The 18798-nt window shown below is 40.8% G+C and carries 18 protein-coding genes; 15 read left to right on the top strand and 3 right to left on the bottom strand.

Features of this window, described 5'->3' with window-relative positions:
• The first annotated feature begins 168 nt into the window (after positions 1 to 168).
• Genes rnc through ilvA form a run of 5 tightly spaced genes read left to right on the top strand, consistent with a single transcriptional unit; the run spans position 169 to position 6789 of the window.
• Positions 169 to 855 carry a ribonuclease III gene (gene rnc, locus CRO04_RS11110; RefSeq protein WP_097004312.1) on the top strand — a complete coding sequence of 229 codons (687 nt, stop codon included), beginning with the start codon at positions 169 to 171 and terminating at the stop codon, positions 853 to 855.
• Positions 856 to 879: 24 nt separating this feature from the next.
• Positions 880 to 1083: a hypothetical protein gene (locus CRO04_RS11105; RefSeq protein WP_097004311.1), complete on the top strand. Its 204-nt coding sequence runs from the start codon at positions 880 to 882 to the stop codon at positions 1081 to 1083.
• Entirely contained in the window at positions 1049 to 4609 is a 3561-nt protein-coding gene (gene smc / locus CRO04_RS11100; RefSeq protein WP_097004310.1) for a chromosome segregation protein SMC, read from the top strand. Before CRO04_RS11105 ends, smc begins: the two co-directional genes overlap by 35 nt.
• 11 nt (positions 4610 to 4620) lie before the next feature.
• Entirely contained in the window at positions 4621 to 5562 is a 942-nt protein-coding gene (gene ftsY / locus CRO04_RS26590) for a signal recognition particle-docking protein FtsY (RefSeq protein WP_207654435.1), read from the top strand.
• A gap of 3 nt (positions 5563 to 5565) precedes the next feature.
• On the top strand, positions 5566 to 6789 hold the full coding sequence (gene ilvA / locus CRO04_RS26585; protein ID WP_207654434.1) for a threonine ammonia-lyase: 1224 nt from the start codon (positions 5566 to 5568) through the stop codon (positions 6787 to 6789).
• A gap of 35 nt (positions 6790 to 6824) precedes the next feature.
• Here the strand turns inward: ilvA and CRO04_RS11090 are convergent, their stop codons facing one another.
• Positions 6825 to 7568 carry a LytR/AlgR family response regulator transcription factor gene (locus CRO04_RS11090; protein WP_097004309.1) on the bottom strand — a complete coding sequence of 248 codons (744 nt, stop codon included), beginning with the start codon at positions 7566 to 7568 and terminating at the stop codon, positions 6825 to 6827.
• A gap of 3 nt (positions 7569 to 7571) precedes the next feature.
• Positions 7572 to 8123, bottom strand: a complete 552-nt coding sequence (locus CRO04_RS26220) for an ATP-binding protein (protein WP_166432527.1) — start codon at positions 8121 to 8123, stop codon at positions 7572 to 7574.
• A gap of 943 nt (positions 8124 to 9066) precedes the next feature.
• Between CRO04_RS26220 and CRO04_RS11080 the strand changes: the two genes are divergently transcribed.
• Positions 9067 to 9690 carry an accessory gene regulator B family protein gene (locus tag CRO04_RS11080; protein WP_166432526.1) on the top strand — a complete coding sequence of 208 codons (624 nt, stop codon included), beginning with the start codon at positions 9067 to 9069 and terminating at the stop codon, positions 9688 to 9690.
• A gap of 326 nt (positions 9691 to 10016) precedes the next feature.
• Entirely contained in the window at positions 10017 to 10184 is a 168-nt protein-coding gene (locus CRO04_RS26215) for a hypothetical protein (protein ID WP_166432525.1), read from the top strand.
• Between the two features lie 91 nt (positions 10185 to 10275).
• Here CRO04_RS26215 and CRO04_RS11070 read toward each other — a convergent pair whose 3' ends face one another.
• Entirely contained in the window at positions 10276 to 12018 is a 1743-nt protein-coding gene (locus tag CRO04_RS11070) for an Rqc2 family fibronectin-binding protein (RefSeq protein ID WP_097004305.1), read from the bottom strand.
• 140 nt (positions 12019 to 12158) lie between these two features.
• Here CRO04_RS11070 and CRO04_RS11065 point away from each other — a divergent pair, with 140 nt between their 5' ends.
• The 8 genes from CRO04_RS11065 (at position 12159) to CRO04_RS11030 (ending at position 18798) form a co-directional block, all read left to right on the top strand.
• Entirely contained in the window at positions 12159 to 13037 is an 879-nt protein-coding gene (locus tag CRO04_RS11065) for a YicC/YloC family endoribonuclease (RefSeq protein WP_097004304.1), read from the top strand.
• A gap of 12 nt (positions 13038 to 13049) precedes the next feature.
• A complete protein-coding gene (gene gmk, locus CRO04_RS11060; RefSeq protein WP_097004303.1) occupies positions 13050 to 13670 on the top strand; it encodes a guanylate kinase in 621 nt (206 codons plus the stop codon).
• A gap of 26 nt (positions 13671 to 13696) precedes the next feature.
• Positions 13697 to 13951, top strand: a complete 255-nt coding sequence (gene rpoZ / locus CRO04_RS11055) for a DNA-directed RNA polymerase subunit omega (protein WP_097004302.1) — start codon at positions 13697 to 13699, stop codon at positions 13949 to 13951.
• Positions 13952 to 14019: 68 nt separating this feature from the next.
• Positions 14020 to 15360: a 30S ribosomal protein S12 methylthiotransferase RimO gene (gene rimO, locus CRO04_RS11050; RefSeq protein ID WP_097004301.1), complete on the top strand. Its 1341-nt coding sequence runs from the start codon at positions 14020 to 14022 to the stop codon at positions 15358 to 15360.
• Entirely contained in the window at positions 15344 to 15886 is a 543-nt protein-coding gene (gene pgsA, locus CRO04_RS11045; protein WP_097004300.1) for a CDP-diacylglycerol--glycerol-3-phosphate 3-phosphatidyltransferase, read from the top strand. Before rimO ends, pgsA begins: the two co-directional genes overlap by 17 nt.
• Positions 15887 to 15888: 2 nt before the next feature.
• A complete protein-coding gene (locus CRO04_RS11040; RefSeq protein ID WP_097004299.1) occupies positions 15889 to 17133 on the top strand; it encodes a competence/damage-inducible protein A in 1245 nt (414 codons plus the stop codon).
• Positions 17134 to 17156: 23 nt separating this feature from the next.
• Positions 17157 to 18494 carry a hypothetical protein gene (locus CRO04_RS11035; protein WP_097004298.1) on the top strand — a complete coding sequence of 446 codons (1338 nt, stop codon included), beginning with the start codon at positions 17157 to 17159 and terminating at the stop codon, positions 18492 to 18494.
• Positions 18475 to 18798: a hypothetical protein gene (locus CRO04_RS11030; protein WP_097004297.1), complete on the top strand. Its 324-nt coding sequence runs from the start codon at positions 18475 to 18477 to the stop codon at positions 18796 to 18798. Before CRO04_RS11035 ends, CRO04_RS11030 begins: the two co-directional genes overlap by 20 nt.

Here is an 18798-nt window from a genome sequence, read left to right as displayed (position 1 = left end):
GGAACACCCTTCGGGTATCCCTCTATGTCCAGAAATCGTGGACAATAATAAGGAACACCCTTCGGGTACCCCTTTATGTCCAAAAATCGTGGACAATAATAAGGAACACCCTTCGGGTACCCCTTTATGTCCAAAAATCGTGGACAATAATAAGGAAAGAGGAATGAGATGAGTAAAAATATTAAAGAACTGGAAGAGCGGATTGGCTACCATTTTTCAGACAAGCATCTTATAACACAAGCTATGACACACAGTTCCTACGCCAATGAACACCGTCTGAACAAAACCGAGTGCAATGAGAGACTTGAGTTCTTAGGTGATTCGGTACTGGAGGTTGTTTCCAGTGACTGCCTGTATCACAAGTACCCCCAAAAGCCGGAGGGCGATTTAACCAAGATACGCGCAAGCATTGTCTGTGAGCCCACGCTTGCTTATTGCGCAGAGGTGATTAAGCTTGGTGAATATCTGCTTTTGGGCAGAGGTGAAGAGTCGACCGGAGGCAGGGGGAGAGCTTCGATTGTTTCAGATGCGATGGAAGCGCTGATAGGGGCCATTTATCTGGATGGTGGTTTTGCTAATGCAAAAGAGTTTATCCTTCGTTTCATTATGAATGATCTGGAACATAAGCAGCTCTTTTTTGATAGCAAGACTATCTTACAGGAGATTGTACAGAGCCAGACGGAAGAGGCTCTGAGCTACGAACTCTTAAAAGAAGAAGGACCGGATCATAATAAGATATTCGAAACTCAGGTGAAAATTGGAGATACTCCCATCGGACAGGGGACAGGGAGAACCAAGAAGGCTGCGGAGCAGGTGGCGGCTTATCATGGGATTCTTAAGCTACGTGGAAAATAAGGAATATCCTTCGGGTATCCCTTTATGTCCAGAAAACAGGACAATAATAAGGTAACACCCTGCGGGTATCCCTTTATGTCCAAAGAGCAGGACAATAATAAGGTAACACCCTGCGGGTATCCCTTTATGTCCAAAGAGCAGGACAATAATAAGGTAAAGAAAGGGCAGCTGGTAATGGCTGTCAGCGTGGAGTATGTATTTAAAAAGTATAGAGATTCAGGGGTTTAAATCTTTTGCCAACAAAATAGTATTCGAATTTCATAACGGAATAACAGGCATTGTAGGCCCTAATGGAAGTGGTAAAAGCAATGTTGCTGATGCGGTGCGCTGGGTACTGGGAGAACAGAAAGTAAAGCAGCTGAGAAGCTCCAGTATGCAGGATGTCATTTTTTCAGGAACAGAGATGCGAAAGCCCCAGGGATTTGCCTATGTGGCCATAACGCTTGACAATTCAGACCACCATTTAGCCATTGACTACGATCAGGTGACTGTTTCGAGAAGAGTTTACCGTTCCGGTGAGAGTGAATACATGATTAATGGAAGTGCCTGCCGTTTAAAGGATATCAACGAGCTTTTTTATGATACCGGAATTGGTAAGGAAGGCTATTCCATTATCGGACAGGGTCAGATTGATAAGATTCTAAGCGGGAAACCCGAAGAACGCCGGGAACTTTTTGATGAAGCAGCTGGAATTGTCAAATTTAAACGCCGGAAATCCATCGCTCAGAAGAAGCTGGAAGATGAAAAGCAGAATCTGGTCCGTGTCAGTGATATTCTGACGGAACTGGAGAAACAGGTTGGCCCTTTGGCAAAGCAGTCCGAGGCAGCGAAAGAGTATTTGCGGTTAAAGGAAGAACTGAAAAAGTATGATGTAAATCAGTTTTTGATGGAGACGGAAGGATTGCGTTTCCAGTTAAAAGAAGTGGATGAGAAAGAGGTAATTGTCAACCGTGATCTGGAAGATGCAAAAAACATATCTGAAGGCATAAGAGAACAGTATGAGGCACTTGATACATATTTATCCCAGTTGGATGAATCTATTTTAGAAAGCCGTAATGAAAAAAATAATTCTGATATAGAGACTGGTAATTTACAGGGCCGCATTAACGTATTGAAAGAGCAGATTAACACAGAACAGATGAATGCGGAACATATTGCAGGCAGGGTGAGATCCATACACTCTGAGATAGATATGAAAAATTCTCAGGCAGCTTCCTATGAGGAGGAACGGTCTGTTATTGCCGAGTCAGTAAAAGCTGCGTTAGAACAGCTAAAGCAGGGAGAGGCGGTTCTTGCTGCAGAAGATGAAAAAATTCACAATCTGGAACAGCGGATTGAGTCAGGGAAAGGGAGTATTATTGAACTCCTGAATGAAAAGGCCACATTAAATGCGAAGCAGCAGCGTTATGAAACTATGCTTGAGCAGGTGAATGTGCGTAGGTCTGAAGTGCTTCAAAAGCTTCTTAAATATAAGAGCGATGAATCCGAGCAGGATCAGCAGCTTTTAGTGCTTCAAAAAGAAGCAGATGAGATCGATGCTGGTATTCATAAGTACAATGAACTTCAGGAGCAAAGCGAAAGCCGGGTAGAGGAATTAGAGCATGAAGTAAAGCGGCTTGGAAAAAACTTAAACGACAGACAGCAGGAATACCATACCAGTTACACAAAACTGGAATCACTCCGGAATCTGGCAGAGCGGTATGAAGGATATGGCGGCAGCATCCGCCGGATCATGGAAGTGAAGGACCGGGTAAGGGGAATTCATGGAGTTGTGGCAGATTTGATTACTGTTTCGAAAAAGTATGAGGTCGCCATCGAAACAGCTCTGGGAGGAAGCATTCAGAATGTTGTTACTGACTCAGACCAGACAGCCAAACAGCTGATTGAATACTTAAAGAAAAACAAGTACGGTAGAGCCACATTTCTCCCACTTACCAGCATTGGCAATAAAAATACTTTCAGTCAGGAGAAAGCGCTTAACGAGCCGGGAGTGCTGGGACTAGCCAATACTCTGGTTGAGGCAGACAGCCAGTATCAGGGATTGATGAATTATCTCCTTGGCAGAGTCGTAGTTGTAGATACCATTGACCATGCAATTGCACTGGCCAAAAAGTTTCAGTATTCTTTAAGAATCGTCACTCTGGAAGGGGAACTTTTAAGTGCAGGCGGTTCCATGACAGGCGGTGCTTTCAAAAATACCAGTAACCTGCTGGGACGTAAGCGTGAGATGGAGGAACTGGAAGCTCTCTGCGAAAAAGCAATAAAAGAAACGGGACAAATCGAAACTGAGCTGGTTATGAACGAAGGTCTTCTGAGTGAATGCAAAGAAGAACTGGAAAAAATCAGAACTGAGAAACAAAAGCTTTATTTAAGACAAAATACGGTTAAAATAAATCTGCACAGGATTGAAGATAAGAAGGCAGAGATTATAGAATCCTATGGAGACCTGGAACTGGAAAATTCTCAGCTTGAGGTCCAGAAAAAGGAAATCGGAGAAAACAGGCAGGATCTGATTCTTTCTATGGAGAAGCTGGTTTTGCGAAGCGGTGATATTGACGGTGAACTGGAGGAGTTCAATGCAGAACTTGAGTTGGCAAGATCCAACCGGGAAAAACTCTCAAAGGACTTATCCGAGGCACAGCTTAAAGCCTCCGGTCTGAAACAAAAGGATGATTTCGAGCTGGAAAATATCCGGCGGGTAAAAGAGGAAGTGAGCAGGCTGGAAGAAGAACTTGCAGCACTGACTCAGGGTTCAGGCAGCTCCGGTCTGATTATAGAAGAAAAACAAAAAGAAATTGAAGCATTAAAAACCAGAATTGCAGAAATCAGTACCGTTAAAGAAACACTGGATCAGGATATCAACAATAAACTGGCAAGAAAAGAAATGAAATCCAAAGAGCAGAAAGAACTGTTTCAGAAAAGGGAGGAGCTTACCCAGCGCATCAGTCTGCTGGATAAGGAATTATTCCGCCTTCAGAGCCAGAAGGAGAAGATGGAAGAACGTATGGACAACCACGTAAATTATATGTGGAATGAATATGAACTGACGTTTTCAAAAGCCGAGGCTTTAAGAAATGAGGAATGGACTTCTCTTCCGGATATCAAGAAAATGATTGCTTCCTTAAAGGATGAGATCCGTAAGCTGGGAAATGTCAATGTCAATGCCATTGAAGATTATAAAGAAGTATCTGAACGATATGAATTTATGAAAACTCAGCATGATGATCTGATTACCGCAGAAGAAACCCTGCTGAAAATCATTGACGAACTGGATAGCGGAATGCGTAAGCAGTTTGAGGAGAAATTCAGGGAAATCAGAGTGGAGTTTGACAAGGTTTTTAAGGAACTCTTCGGAGGAGGCAGGGGTGCACTGGAGCTTGTAGAAGATGAGGATATTCTGGAGGCAGGAATACAGATTGTTTCCCAGCCGCCTGGTAAAAAACTGCAGAATATGATGCAGCTATCCGGTGGGGAAAAAGCACTGACTGCAATTGCTCTGCTTTTTGCCATTCAGAATTTAAAGCCGTCCCCATTCTGTCTGTTAGATGAGATCGAGGCAGCGCTGGATGACTCTAATGTAGACCGTTTCGCAAAATATTTGCATAAGCTTACAAAATTTACACAATTTATTGTTATTACTCACAGACGCGGCACCATGGTGTCTGCGGACCGTCTGTATGGTATTACCATGCAGGAAAAAGGCGTTTCAACGCTTGTATCTGTTAATCTGATCGAAGATGATTTAGAAAGTTAAGGAGGCCGACTATGGGAGAAAAAAAGGGATTCTTTGGAAAACTGGTAGCTGGACTGCAGAAAACAAGAGACAACATTATCGCAGGTGTGGATTCCATTTTCAACGGATTTTCGGCCATTGATGACGAGTTTTATGAGGAAATTGAAGAAATTCTGATCATGGGTGATCTGGGTATCCAGACTACGATGTCCATTATGGAGGACTTAAGAAAAAAGGTTAAGGAAAATAACATCAAGGATCCAGCCGAATGCAAGCAGCTTCTTATGGATAGTATCATGGAACAGATGGATCTGGGAGAAAATGCTTATGAATTTGAAAAACGCCGTTCTGTTTTATTGATTATCGGAGTAAACGGAGTAGGAAAAACCACTTCTGTGGGAAAGCTGGCTGGACAGTTAAAGGATGATGGAAAAAAAGTAATTGTAGCTGCGGCAGATACATTCCGGGCAGCTGCGATTGAACAGCTGACCGAATGGGCAAGAAGAGCAAATGTGGATATAATCGCCCAGCAGGAAGGTTCAGACCCTGCAGCTGTTGTCTATGATGCAGTTGCTGCGGCAAAATCCAGACAGGCAGATGTCCTGATCTGTGATACGGCAGGACGTCTCCACAACAAAAAGAACCTGATGGAGGAATTGAAAAAAATCAATCGAATCATTGATAAAGAATATCCGGAAGCATACCGGGAAACGCTTGTGGTCTTAGATGGTACCACCGGTCAAAATGCTCTTGTACAGGCGAAACAATTCATGGAAGTGGCAGACATTACCGGAATTATTCTTACCAAACTGGATGGTACCGCGAAAGGAGGAATTGCAGTAGCAATACAGTCTGAACTTGGAATCCCGGTAAAATATATAGGTGTTGGAGAGAAGATTGATGACTTGCAGAAATTCAATGCAACTGAATTCGTAGATGCATTGTTCCACGTAGAAGAGAAAGATGAGGCGTAAATTATGTTGACATTGGAAAAGTTTGAGGAAGCATCAGAAGTCGTTGGTAAGGTTACTCTGGAAACAAAGCTTGTATACAGTGAGTATTTTTCCGGTCAGACTGGAAATAAAGTGTATTTTAAGCCGGAGAATATGCAATATACAGGGGCATACAAGGTGAGAGGTGCTTATTATAAGATCAGCACTCTGACAGAGGAAGAAAAATCCAAAGGGTTGATTACTGCCTCTGCCGGCAATCATGCACAGGGCGTTGCCTATGCGGCAAAGCTTGCCGGAATTCCCGCTACCATTGTCATGCCGACTACGACTCCTCTGATGAAGGTTAACCGGACAAAGGGATATGGAGCAGAAGTAATTCTGGAAGGAGATGTCTTTGACGAGGCCTGCAGTCATGCCTATAAGCTTGCAGAGGAGAGAGGACTTACCTTTGTCCATCCCTTTAATGATTTAGATGTGGCGACTGGACAAGGCACCATAGCCATGGAAATTATCAAAGAACTTCCCACTGTTGACTATATTCTTGTACCGATCGGCGGAGGCGGTCTTTGCACCGGCGTTTCCGTACTGGCAAAGATGTTAAATCCTAAGATTAAAGTAATTGGTGTGGAACCTGCAGGTGCAAACTGTATGCAGGAATCATTACGCCAGGGAAAAGTAGTATCTCTTCCCGGTGTCAATACCATTGCAGACGGTACTGCAGTGAAATGCCCCGGAGACAAGCTGTTTCCTTACATCCAGGAGAATGTTGACAGTATCATAACAATTGAAGATTCTGAACTGATTGTGGCGTTCTTAGATATGATGGAGAACCATAAAATGGTGGTTGAAAATTCCGGTCTGCTTACTGTTGCTGCCTTAAAACATCTTGATGTGGATAATAAAAAAATTGTATCAATTTTAAGCGGCGGTAACATGGATGTGATCACGATGGCGTCCATCGTACAGCTGGGACTGATTCAGAGAGACCGCATCTTTACTGTTTCTATTCTTCTCCCGGATAAGCCCGGTGAACTGGCGAAGGTATCGGCACTTCTTGCAAAAGAACAGGGCAATGTAATCCGTCTCGAACATAACCAGTTTATCAGCATTAACCGGAATACAGCAGTAGAATTAAGAATTACTCTGGAAGCATTTGGAACGGAACATAAGAATGCGATTATGGCTGCCCTTACTTCTGAAGGATATCGGCCGAAGCTTGTAAAATCCAAGGGAACTTATGGGGAATAAGAAAATAAAAAAGCCGGGATTAACCGGCTTTTTTATTAGTTAATATTATTTAAGGCTTTTTGCACTTTCCCCATCATACGAAAAGATACGGAATAAGTTTCTTTGTTATCCATAATTAGCAGAGCGTCCTCTCTGGAATATTTAATTACATGTTTCAGATTTACAATAGCAGAACGGCTGCATTGAAGAAAGGCAGAGTTTAGTATTGAGTTCAGTTCCTTTAAAGTTCCGGTTATTTGTTTTACACCTGTTTTTGTATGTATTATAATTTTATGATAGTCTTCTCCGGTTGTAACTGCAATTATATCGTTCTGATCAAGAATGAGAGAAGTTTTGTCAATTTTAACTGATAAAAAATGGTTTGATATGTTTAACTGGTTTTTATAGTTTGTTTCAGCGTTTCGTATACAGGCGCATATCTGGTCTGGTAAAGTTTTCGTCACATCTTTTATAATAAAATCCATAGCCTCCACTTTATATTGAAAAGTGAGAATTGCCATTTCGCTATGAGTAGTTACAAAAACAATGTATCCGCGTGGATCGTATTTACGAATTTCCTGAGCCAGTTCAATTCCGTTTAATTTAGCGTGTAAATCAATATCAAGAAAATAGAGCCCTGTAATGCTGGACTTTTTTCTCAAAGATAATAATTCTTCCGGATCAGAAGTGCTACAATAAAGGACAGATTCTGTGGAATTCATTAACAAATATTTATCGACAATGTCTTTCCATCTTAATAATTGTCTCTCATCGTCTTCACAAAGATATATATGAATCATCTATCACACCTGTTTTACACCTTTTCTTAAAATCAGTTTTTGAGTAAAGTAAGGTTCTTCGTAAGTCATATCCCAGATAATATTATCGTAATTTTGTAGTATGAGGGAAACGTTATAGAGTCCTACTCCACGATCTTCCCCTTTTGTGGATACTCCATGGCTGCTAAGCTGCGAGATTGCATGATTTAGAGGAGGAGAAGTATTTTTAATAACGATATAAAGGTCATCTTCCTTATAAAACATGCAGAAGTACAATTCTTTTTTTGCAGTATCCATAGCTGCTTCTATGGCATTATCCAAAAAGATTCCAATGATTCTTGACAGGTCCAGACAATCCAGGAATAGATTGTCAATTGTTTCTGTTAATTCAATTTTCAGATCTATTCCTATCTCCATTACATAAATAAATTTTGATGAAAGCAGGCTTTTTAAAGCTGTGTCTCTAATTTTTGACAGTGCACCTAATTTTGTGTCTGATTCTGAAAACTCATGACTGATTGGAAGGACCTTTTTCTCATAATATTCAATTAATCCATGCATATCATTTTCATCCATAAAACCACTCATAGTGCTTAATATGTTTAAGTAATCATGCTTGAATTTTCGCATTATACCGTAGGATTTTTCCAACCGTTCTGTATAAAGCTGTAGATTCTCATACTGCGCCATACGGAATTTATAGGCTTGTTCGCTCGCAGTCACTTTGTAAATTGAATACATAAGAAAAGCGGTGATAGAGAATAGCAGCAAAAAAATAATTCCATTAAGTCCAATTACGCCATAATTATAACCTAACCGTTCTCCATATGAAAAATTAAAGACGAAGAAAAAAACCAGTAAAGATAAATCAATTAATATTGCTTTCAACATATGCTGGTTAGTTAAATATTGAGTTATATTTAGTCTTTTGTGAATAAACCATCCGATTAACTTTGTTGTAACTCCGCAATATGTACAATATATAATAGAAAAAGCAATATTCAGCATATCATGTTTCAACATAGATACCATATCCATTTTAAGTACTTCACCGGCAATGTACATGAACAAATAATTGAATGCTATGATATATAAATATCCAAACATATAACATCCCAGGCTTAAATAATCGCTTCTTGTAAGTACATATACAATCAGCAATATACCTGAAAGAGTGATAAAAGTACCGGCCTGCCCATAAACATGGTTAAAAAGATAAAGAGAGCCAAACGCGTATAAGAACAAAAGTAATCTTTTTAACGCAGACGGTTTTTGGGGCAATAAATTAACACAGGAGAAATAATTACACAGGCCTCCTGTAAAAGTATAAATAAAATATGTCATGGTGTCTCACCTCGCTAGTAAATACTATTATTGTACCTTGTTAGATATAGAAAGTAAAGTTAATTGTGTGAAAAAACGACGTATTTGACGCTTAAGATAAAATATGCTACGAAAATTGCAAAAACATTTTTTATTTAAAAGTTATGGTAATATAGGCATAAATGGTGGTGGTAAAATGGGCATAAATAAAATGGCATTAATGCTGAATAATTGGATGAATCAAATAAGTCCCAAAAGCAAAGAAGAGAACGATGTAATACAATATGGAATTGAATTATTATTGGATAATATCGTTAAGTTTATCTTCATACAAATCATAGGAATTATGATTGGAAAAGGTCTGGAAACTCTTCTTATATTAACAGCTTTTTGCGGACTCAGATTGCAGGCTGGAGGTATACATGCAAAAACAGGGGCTGGCTGCGGGTTTAGTATGTTACTTATATGGGCTGTATCTTTAACCGGGCACATATATTTACCAATCAGGCTTTCCCTACTGCCATATATCTATATTATATCGGTGATTACTATTTTAATCTTTGCTCCCAGAACCATCAACATAGAATATTTTACACCAAAAGATATTCGTAAAAAGAAACTGTATTCTATTGCTGTTTTAACCATTATCATGACGGCTGCTTATTTAGATCCGTCGATGAGAGAACTACTTATTTATCCGGTTGTTTTGGAACTACTAACGTTGTTTCCTAAAAACAAAACAAATAAAAAGGAGATTGAGGATGATGAAGAAAGAAGTAGTAAAAGAATTGCAGAAAGCATTAGTGAAAGTATCTCTTAATTCTGTAGGGAGAAGCATTCCGGCTGGAGTTTATGAAAGAAAAATCCCAGAAGAAGTGTTAAAAATGCGCAATGCAAAGTAGATTAAGAAAAAAAGACATCATCAGAGATTCCGGTATGAGTAATGCAACAAGAGTTAAAAATGTTGTTTAATGAAAAAGCATATAGTGTAAGTAAACATTAGTTTCCTTGCACAAAAAAGGGGAGTATCTGCTGTCTTTGGCATAGTTTAAAAGACAGCAGATTTATGTATATTAGAATAGTTTTTTAGGTATGCATGTAGTTTTTTTTCCTACGTAAACAGATGAAATGTTAGGAGAAAGGTCTATGAGAGAAAACTTATTTGTTAAAATATTAAAGAAGGAAAACAATATTAAGAAATTGGATATTTTTCCAGAGCAAAATATGTGCAAGATTATTCCAGAGGAATACTGTATCGAGGTAATAACCACAATTCCGGAAAGAAAGAATATTATAGAAATGATAGAACTTTAAATAGAAAATAGGTGGAGTGTTATAAATAGATTGATAGATCTGTTTTGACACTCCTATTTTTATGAAAAAGCGGACTCTTATGAGCCCGCAATCATTTCAGTTCATTTTCTGGAATTTTTGGTTCTGCAACCATAGAATAATTTGTATGATAAATAACAAATCCAGGAGCTGCACCTGCCACTTTTTTGATCTGTTTTTTCTGTATATAATCTACTTCAACTTTATCATTTTGCCGGCCTTTGGAATAGTAGGCAGCCAGCGCCCCGGCTTCTTCAAACGTACGGTCAGGAAGTTCTTTTCCTTCGGATTTCACGATTACATGGGAACCTGGAATTCCTTTTGCATGAAACCACCAGTCATTGCCGTTTGCGACTTTAAAGGTCAGTTCTTCGTTTTGATAGTTATTTTTCCCTACATACATATGAAAACCATCGGATGAAACATAATGGAAAGGCTTACTGGTGACTTTTGGTTTCTTGTCTCCGGTCCTGCGGTGCTTGACATAGCCGTACTCCATCAGTTCTTCCTTAATCTGAACAAGATCTTCTTCTAACAAAGCGATATCCAGTGCTGCACTGATGGACTCTAAGTGGTCGATTTCCTGCCTGGTCTCACTGATTTGTCCGGTAACAGCTTCAAAGGTACGTTTCATCTTATTGTATTTATCAAAATATTTCTTGGAATTTTCTTTGGCGGAAAGCTGGCTGTCCAGTGGAATGGTGATGTCCTCGTTGGTGTAATAATTGAAACAGGTAAGCTGTTTCTCACCACCTGTCAGTTCATAACCGTAGGTATTTAAAAGTTCTCCATATACTTTGTATTTATCCTTTTTTTCCGTGTCTTTTAACTGTTTTTCCTGCAGATCGTATTTTTTATAATTACGTTCTAAAGCTGTCTGTACAATCTTCCTTAAATCAACAGATTTCTGACGGATTCTGGTTACCATATTTTTGGCAGCATAGTAGGTTTCTAACAGTGTGCTGATAGATTCAAATGACTTTGCTTCATAATCACTGCCTTCATAACAGGTTAAGGGGACAGCTGCGAATTCAACCGGCTCTTCATTTCTGTAGATAATATTGGGGTTAAATAAACCCTTTTTGATATCTTCAATCATAAAAGAGAACATGCGGTATAAATGCAAAAGTTCCGTTTCAGAAAGTTCATTGGCAGAGTGATCACCATCAATAGAAGCGAGATGGCACAGCTCATGGCCGATTACAGGACTCAGCCCTGTAAGATTTAAATAAAGACTCTTTTGAACCGGTGCGGCCGCATGTCCTACAGAAGCAATGAATTCTTCTTCTGTAACCGTCAGCGGATCCTTCTTCTCCATAGTTTGTGGAATAAAATATTTTCTGCCGGGCAGAACCTCGCGCACAGAACTGACCTGGGCAGAGATGTGCTTAATGCTGTCCAGAATCATATCATCTTCATTGCAAAAGATGATATTACTGTGCTTGCCCATGATTTCAATTATGAGCTTTTTGGTCCGCCTGTCCCCTAATTCATCCAAATGCTCAATTTCCATGCAGAGAATTCGTTCCAGACCTGGCTGGCTGACTTTTACGATCCGCCCGTTTCCAATATGTTTTCTTAAAAGCATGCAGAAATTAGGTGCGGTTAAGGGACTCTGCTTGTTGTTTTCCGTGAAATATACCAGTGGTAAGCTGGCACTGGCGGAAATTAAAAGCTTCCATGTATTTTTTTGATTTTTAACAGTAAACAGCAGTTCATCTTTTTCCGGCTGAGCGATTTTGGAGATCTTTCCGCCTTCCAGCCGGTCTTTCATTTCTGCCGTGAGATTTGCCATAACAATTCCATCAAATGCCATTGTTTGTGTCCTCCGGTAAGGTTTATAGATGGAGATAGTATATCACAGAAACATGGTTCTGTAAAATTTAAAACCATTTGACTTGTTTTTTATTATGACTTATAATGGTTTATATCTATGGCGAAAGAGAGGCATTTGTAATGATTAAGAGCATGACAGGTTTCGGCAGGTACGAAACCGTCACGGATGAATATAAAATTTCCGTCGAGATGAAGGCTGTAAATCACAGATATTTAGATTTAAGCATAAAGATGCCGAAAAAGTTTAATTTTTTTGAAGCAGGGATCAGGAATTTGTTGAAGAATTATATTCAGCGCGGAAAAGTAGACGTTTTTATCAGTTATGAAGATTATACGGAGAACAAGTTGTGTCTCAAGTATAACAGTGCGCTGGCTGCTGAATACATGGGCTATTTTACGAAAATGGAAGAGCAGTTTGGAATTCAGAATGATATCAAGGTTTCTGCACTCGCCAGATGTCCGGAAGTCCTTATTATGGAAGAAGTACCGGAAGATGAAGATCAGATGTGGAAGCTTCTGTCGCAAACAGTAGAGGAAGCTGCAAAGCGTTTTGTGGAAACAAGATTAACCGAAGGCGAAAATTTAAAGGCGGACCTTTTAGGCAAGCTCAGCCAGATGAACGATATTCTCGATTTTGTTGAAGAAAGAGCTCCAAAGATTCTGGCTGAATATCGGGCAAAACTGGAAGATAAGGTAAAAGAGCTTTTGGCTGGAGCTGCTATTGATGATAGCAGAATTGCCGCAGAGGTGACGATTTTTGCAGATAAGATCTGTGTTGATGAGGAAACTGTCCGGCTGAGAAGTCACATTGAACATACACGCTCGGAACTGGAGGCAGGAGGAATTGTGGGAAGGAAACTTGATTTCATCGCACAGGAGATGAACCGGGAAGCCAATACCATTCTTTCCAAGGCCAGTGATCTGGAAGTTTCAGACAGGGCTATTGTATTAAAGACTGAGATAGAGAAAGTACGGGAACAGATACAGAATATTGAGTAGGAGAATCGCAGGATGAACGAGAATGGTATGCTGGTAGTTGTATCCGGTTTTTCCGGTGCCGGAAAGGGCACACTTATGAAAGCGCTTCTGAACCGGTATGAGAATTATGCATTATCTATTTCCGCCACTACCAGAGCACCCAGAACGGGCGAAGTGGATGGAAAAGAATATTTTTTTGTTACTGAAGAACATTTTAAGGATATGATAGAAAAGGATGCATTGATTGAGTACGCACAATATGTCAATCATTCTTATGGAACTCCCAAGGAATATGTTTTAAACCAGATGAAAAAGGGGAAAGATGTTATTCTTGAAATAGAAATTCAGGGAGCGCTGAAAGTTAAGGAGCGGTTTCCGGAAGCGATTCTGCTGTTTGTTATGCCGCCCAATGCACAAGAGCTGAAACGCCGTTTGATCGGCAGAGGTACAGAAAGCATGGAGGTAATTAACGCCAGGCTGCGCAGAGCTTCAGAAGAAGCAGAGGGCATGGAAGCTTATGATTATATTCTGATTAACGATGAGATCGACAGATGTGTGGAAGAGATGCATCTTATGATTCAGGTACAGCATAAGCGTGCTTCCAATAATATGGCATTTTTATCCCAGATCCGGGAAGAATTAAAAAATATATAGATTCGGTTGAGAAAGGGGAATGGAAGATGTTACATCCATCTTATTCTGATTTGATTAATGTAGTAAACAGTGAGGTTGAGCCGGGAGATGCTCCGGTTGTACAGAGCCGTTATTCCATCGTGATTGCCGCAGCAAAGAGAGCTAGGCAGATCATCGGAGGTGCTGACACTGAGGTTCCGGGAGCCGGCAAGAAGCCGCTATCAGTTGCCGTAGAAGAGTTATATGAGGGCAAAGTGAAGATTTTAAGCGAAGCGGACGCAACAGAAGAAGACGATAATTAGGAAGAGGGCCGTCTCCGTTTTGGTAGATGGCCTTTTCTTTCAGGAAAACCAATGACAGGAGTTTAAACATGAAGTTATTATGCATTTCACTGGGCTGTGATAAGAATCTGGTAGATACTGAGATGATGTTAGGCCTTTTAAATAGAGACGGGTATACGTTTACAGATGACGAATACGAAGCAGACGTCATTGTCATCAATACCTGCTGCTTTATTGGCGATGCCAAAGAAGAAAGTGTAAACACCATTTTGGAGATGGCTCAGAGAAAGACAGATGCAAACTGTAAGGCTTTAATTGTAACCGGATGTCTCGCACAGCGCTATAAGCAGGAAATTATTGATGAGATACCTGAGGTAGATGGAATTCTGGGTACCTCAACCTATGATGAGATATCCAATGTTTTAAAGGCTGCACTGGGGGGTAAAGAACCGGTGACCTGTTTTCATGAACTGGACATACTTCCCCAGACAGAAACGGATAGAATTCTTACCACTGGCGGTCATTATGCATTTTTAAAGATTGCAGAAGGATGTGACAAGCATTGTACGTACTGCATCATTCCCACGCTAAGAGGGAATTACCGCAGTGTACCCATGGAAAATCTTATAAAGGAAGCTGAAAAGCTGGCCGAAAAAGGAGTGAAAGAGCTGATCTTAGTAGCTCAGGAGACGACACTATACGGCGTTGATCTCTATGGCAAAAAGTCACTGCCTGAATTATTGAAAAAGCTTTGCAGGGTTTCCGGTATTCAGTGGATCCGCATACAGTACTGCTATCCTGAGGAGATTACCGATGAGCTGATTGAAGTAATAAGGGAAGAGGAAAAAATCTGCCGCTATCTGGATATGCCGATTCAGCATGCAAGCGATCATATTTTAAAGCGCATGGGAAGAAGGACGTCCAAAGAGCAGCTGAAAGAAATTGTTAATAAGCTGCGAAGGGAGATTCCGGATATTGCACTGAGAACCACGCTTATTTCCGGGTTCCCCGGAGAGACGGAAGAAGACCATGAAGAACTGATGGAATTCGTGGATGAGATGGAGTTTGAACGTCTGGGGGTTTTTGCTTATTCTGCGGAAGAAGACACACCGGCAGCAGAATTTCCGGATCAGGTACCTCAGGAATTAAAAGAGGAACGAAGGGATGCGATTATGGAACTCCAGCAGGAGATTTCCATTGATCATTCCCAGTCCATGGTTGGAAAAACACTGGAAGTTATAATAGAAGGAAAAGTGGCTGATGAGAATGCTTATGTAGCCAGAACCTATATGGATGGTCCGGGAGTGGATGGAATGATTTTTGTCCAGACGGGTGAGGAACTAATGTCTGGTGATTTTGCTAAAATCCGTGTAACCGGAGCGATGGAGTATGATTTAATAGGAGAGTTGGAAGATGAATTTACCGAATAAACTGACTGTTTTAAGGGTTATCATGATTCCGTTTTTTGTTCTTTTTTTATTGCTTGACGGAGGTACCAATGTGACCTACCGTTATATCGCTGCAGCTGTATTCATTGTTGCCAGCTTTACAGACCTTCTGGATGGGAAGATTGCGAGAAAGTATGGTCTGGTTACGAACTTTGGAAAATTTATGGATCCACTTGCTGATAAACTTCTGGTATGCGCCGGTCTGATCTGTTTTACTGAACTGGGTCAGCTGCCTGCATGGATTGTTATAGTGATTATCAGCCGTGAATTTATTATCAGCGGCTTCCGCCTGGTTGCATCTGACAATGGTGTGGTCATAGCAGCAAGCTATTGGGGCAAATTTAAAACCGCTTCCCAGATGGTTATGTCTGTACTTCTGATTTTAAACATCCCTGTATTGACCATTGTAACCAATGCTTTTATCTGGATTGCGGCAATCCTCACTGTGGTTTCTCTTGTTGATTATATAGCAAAAAATTATCGCGTTCTTATGGAAGGGAGTATGTAATCATGGTTGTAGAACTGATTTCGGTTGGAACCGAGATTCTTCTGGGTAATATTGTGAATACCAACACCCAGTATCTCGCAGAAAAATGTGCTCTTTTAGGGCTTTCCATGTATTATCAGGTAACTGTAGGAGATAACAGGGACCGCCTTGCGTCGGCTTTTGAGACAGCACTTGGCCGCTCTGATGTGGTTATACTTACCGGAGGACTCGGTCCAACGGAAGATGATCTGACAAAGGAAGTCTGTTCAGAAGTGATGGGCTTTGAACTGGTAGAGGATGAGAATACCAGGGAGCGGATTTCGAAATATTTTAAAAACAGCATTTATAAAGAAATACCGGATAATAACTGGAAACAGGCTATGGTTCCCCAGGGAGCCACGGTTCTTGACAACAGCAATGGTACGGCTCCGGGTCTGATTATGGAGAAAAACGGCAAGACAGCAATTCTGCTTCCAGGTCCGCCCAATGAATTAAAACCTCTGTTTATAGAACAGGTTACTCCCTATTTAAAGAAACTCCAGCCGCAGGTCATACGCTCCCAGATGATTAAAATATGCGGTCACGGGGAAAGTCAGGTAGAAGATAAACTTATCGATTTAATCAACACCCAGACCAATCCTACCATTGCCACCTACGCCAAAACAGGGGAAGTCCATTTAAGAGTGACAGCGAAGGCAGACAGCGAAGAGGATGCAAAGAATCTTTTAAAACCAGTTGTAAAAGAGATTAAAAAGCGGTTTGACACAGATATCTATACAACCAAAGAAGAAGAAACTCTTGAGATGGCAGTAATAAAGCTTTTAAAGAAATACGAGCTGACAGTCACAACTGCGGAGTCCTGTACCGGAGGTCTGATTGCCGGCAGACTGGTTAATGTACCGGGAGCATCTGAGGTCTTTAGGGAAGGCTTTATCACATATTCCAACAAAGCGAAAAGAAAATATCTTGACGTAAGCAAGAGCACTTTGAAAAAATACGGGGCAGTCAGCGAACAGACAGCCAAGGAGATGGCGACCGGAGTTGTATTTGCTACAGATGCTGATGCATGCGTTGCTGTAACAGGAATTGCCGGACCGGATGCAGAAGGTGAAAAGCCGGTTGGCCTTGTGTATATTGCCTGTTATATGAAGGATAAAGTAAAAGTGGAGGAATACCATTTCAAAGGAAACCGTGAGAAGATCAGGGAACAGACAGTAGTGAAGGCTCTGGACTTCTTAAGACGGTCCATTTTATCCAATTATCATTAAAAGATCCCGAGAGGAGACGATACGTGGAAACCCGTTTAATAAAAAAGCAGATGACTGCTGCTTATCAGTATTCTTATGTAAGGCTTGTACTAAATTACTATACATTGTTGGAGACTGTTGCAGAAGAAACACCCAAATCCCAGAAAATTACTGCCTGTGTGAGACGGTTTAACAACCTTATGGGAGAATATTTTTCCGGTAATGAAATCAAAGCTGATCTGCTGGAACTGAGAAATGATATGACTCAGGAAGTGGAGGTGCTGACCTCCTATGCAGACTGCTTTCAGATTTACGAGTATATTCTAAACCGCATGGAGCGTAAGTTTGTACCTGCCGGTGTGCCAGGTACAACGGAAGACGAATTTTTAAAAAGGCTGTTGGAATTTATTACAGGTGCTGGTGATTCGGCTGTTATGAACGGCCGGATCAAACAGATTATCGGACAGCTTCCGGTAAGACTGACAAAACAGAAGTTTTACAGTCTTCTTATGGAGGGGCTTTCAATCTATATTGGTTCTCCAAGAGAAAATCTTCGGGATATGATGTATACGCTTAGGACGGAGTCCATGGTTTGTCTTCCCGAGGGTATGGAAAACGGTCACAAGGATATCTATGAAATTCTACAGCAGTTTAAGCACAGTGATTACCGGAATATGACGTTTGACAGCTATAATGAAGCTGCTGCCAAATTGTCCTATGCAAGCCGGGTACTTACGGATGAATCCGGTTATTACGTGATGATTCAGGATCTGATTAATGATCTGCTTGTGTTACTGTTTGCCCAGCCGGATGCAGTAATAGATGTGAGTGAGGAAGAGTTTTACCGTTCTGTGATAAATCATATTCTGGTTAAATTTGAACAGGAAGATCTTTCCATTTCAGAAGAGGAATTTCTTGATCAGCTGACCCAGATGGAGGGCAGGCAGGAAGCTTACTACGAACGTTATTTAAAAGTAGAAGTTGTAAAGGAAGACCAGCAGCCGGTCAATGATCCGGATTATATCCGTTCTATGAATGTGGACAGGCTGCTATCGGGCAGCAGTTTTGCACAACTTCTGATTCCGAAGGAAGTAACAGCTTTTACAGGTGATACAGAAGATATTGTGGACCGGTCTTATTTAGACAAAGAAGCGGAAGCTTACATTCATGAACTGGATGAGCTTTTTGCAGATGCTCCAAAACCGGTAGTCCGTGCAGTGATGGCTAAGGTTCTGTCAGACCTGCCTGTTTATTTTAACTCAATCGATGAAATAAAGGAATATATCAAAGGCAGTCTTGGCAGCTGCATGGATCAGGCTGAAAAAGAAACATGTATGGAATTATTGGAAGAGCTGATGGATTATGAAAATAAGCTGGTATAACCGTTTATACGTCGGAGAAAAAGCAAAGAAGAAACGTTACCGGATCATTCAGGGAATCAGGAAGGGAAAACCAGGATTGGAAATTTATGTGATTACTCCCGCTTCAAATGGGAATAATATACTTGATATCTATCCGGCTGCTGAACTGAAATCTCCGTTTTATAAGGAAAAAGAGTTCTTTATACTCGGCATTGCTGCTGATTACTGGGAGGCTCTGGAAGTAGCAGGACGTGTGATCCATGACTTGTACCGGAAAACAGAGGGATTTCATCTGTCTGATTTAATTGACTCCGGTAAGATGTGA

Source organism: Lacrimispora amygdalina (genome assembly GCF_900205965.1).
Classification (GTDB): domain Bacteria; phylum Bacillota; class Clostridia; order Lachnospirales; family Lachnospiraceae; genus Lacrimispora; species Lacrimispora amygdalina_A.
The sequence above is the reverse complement of the archived record's forward strand: the minus strand, read 5'-3'. Positions and strand labels throughout refer to the sequence as shown.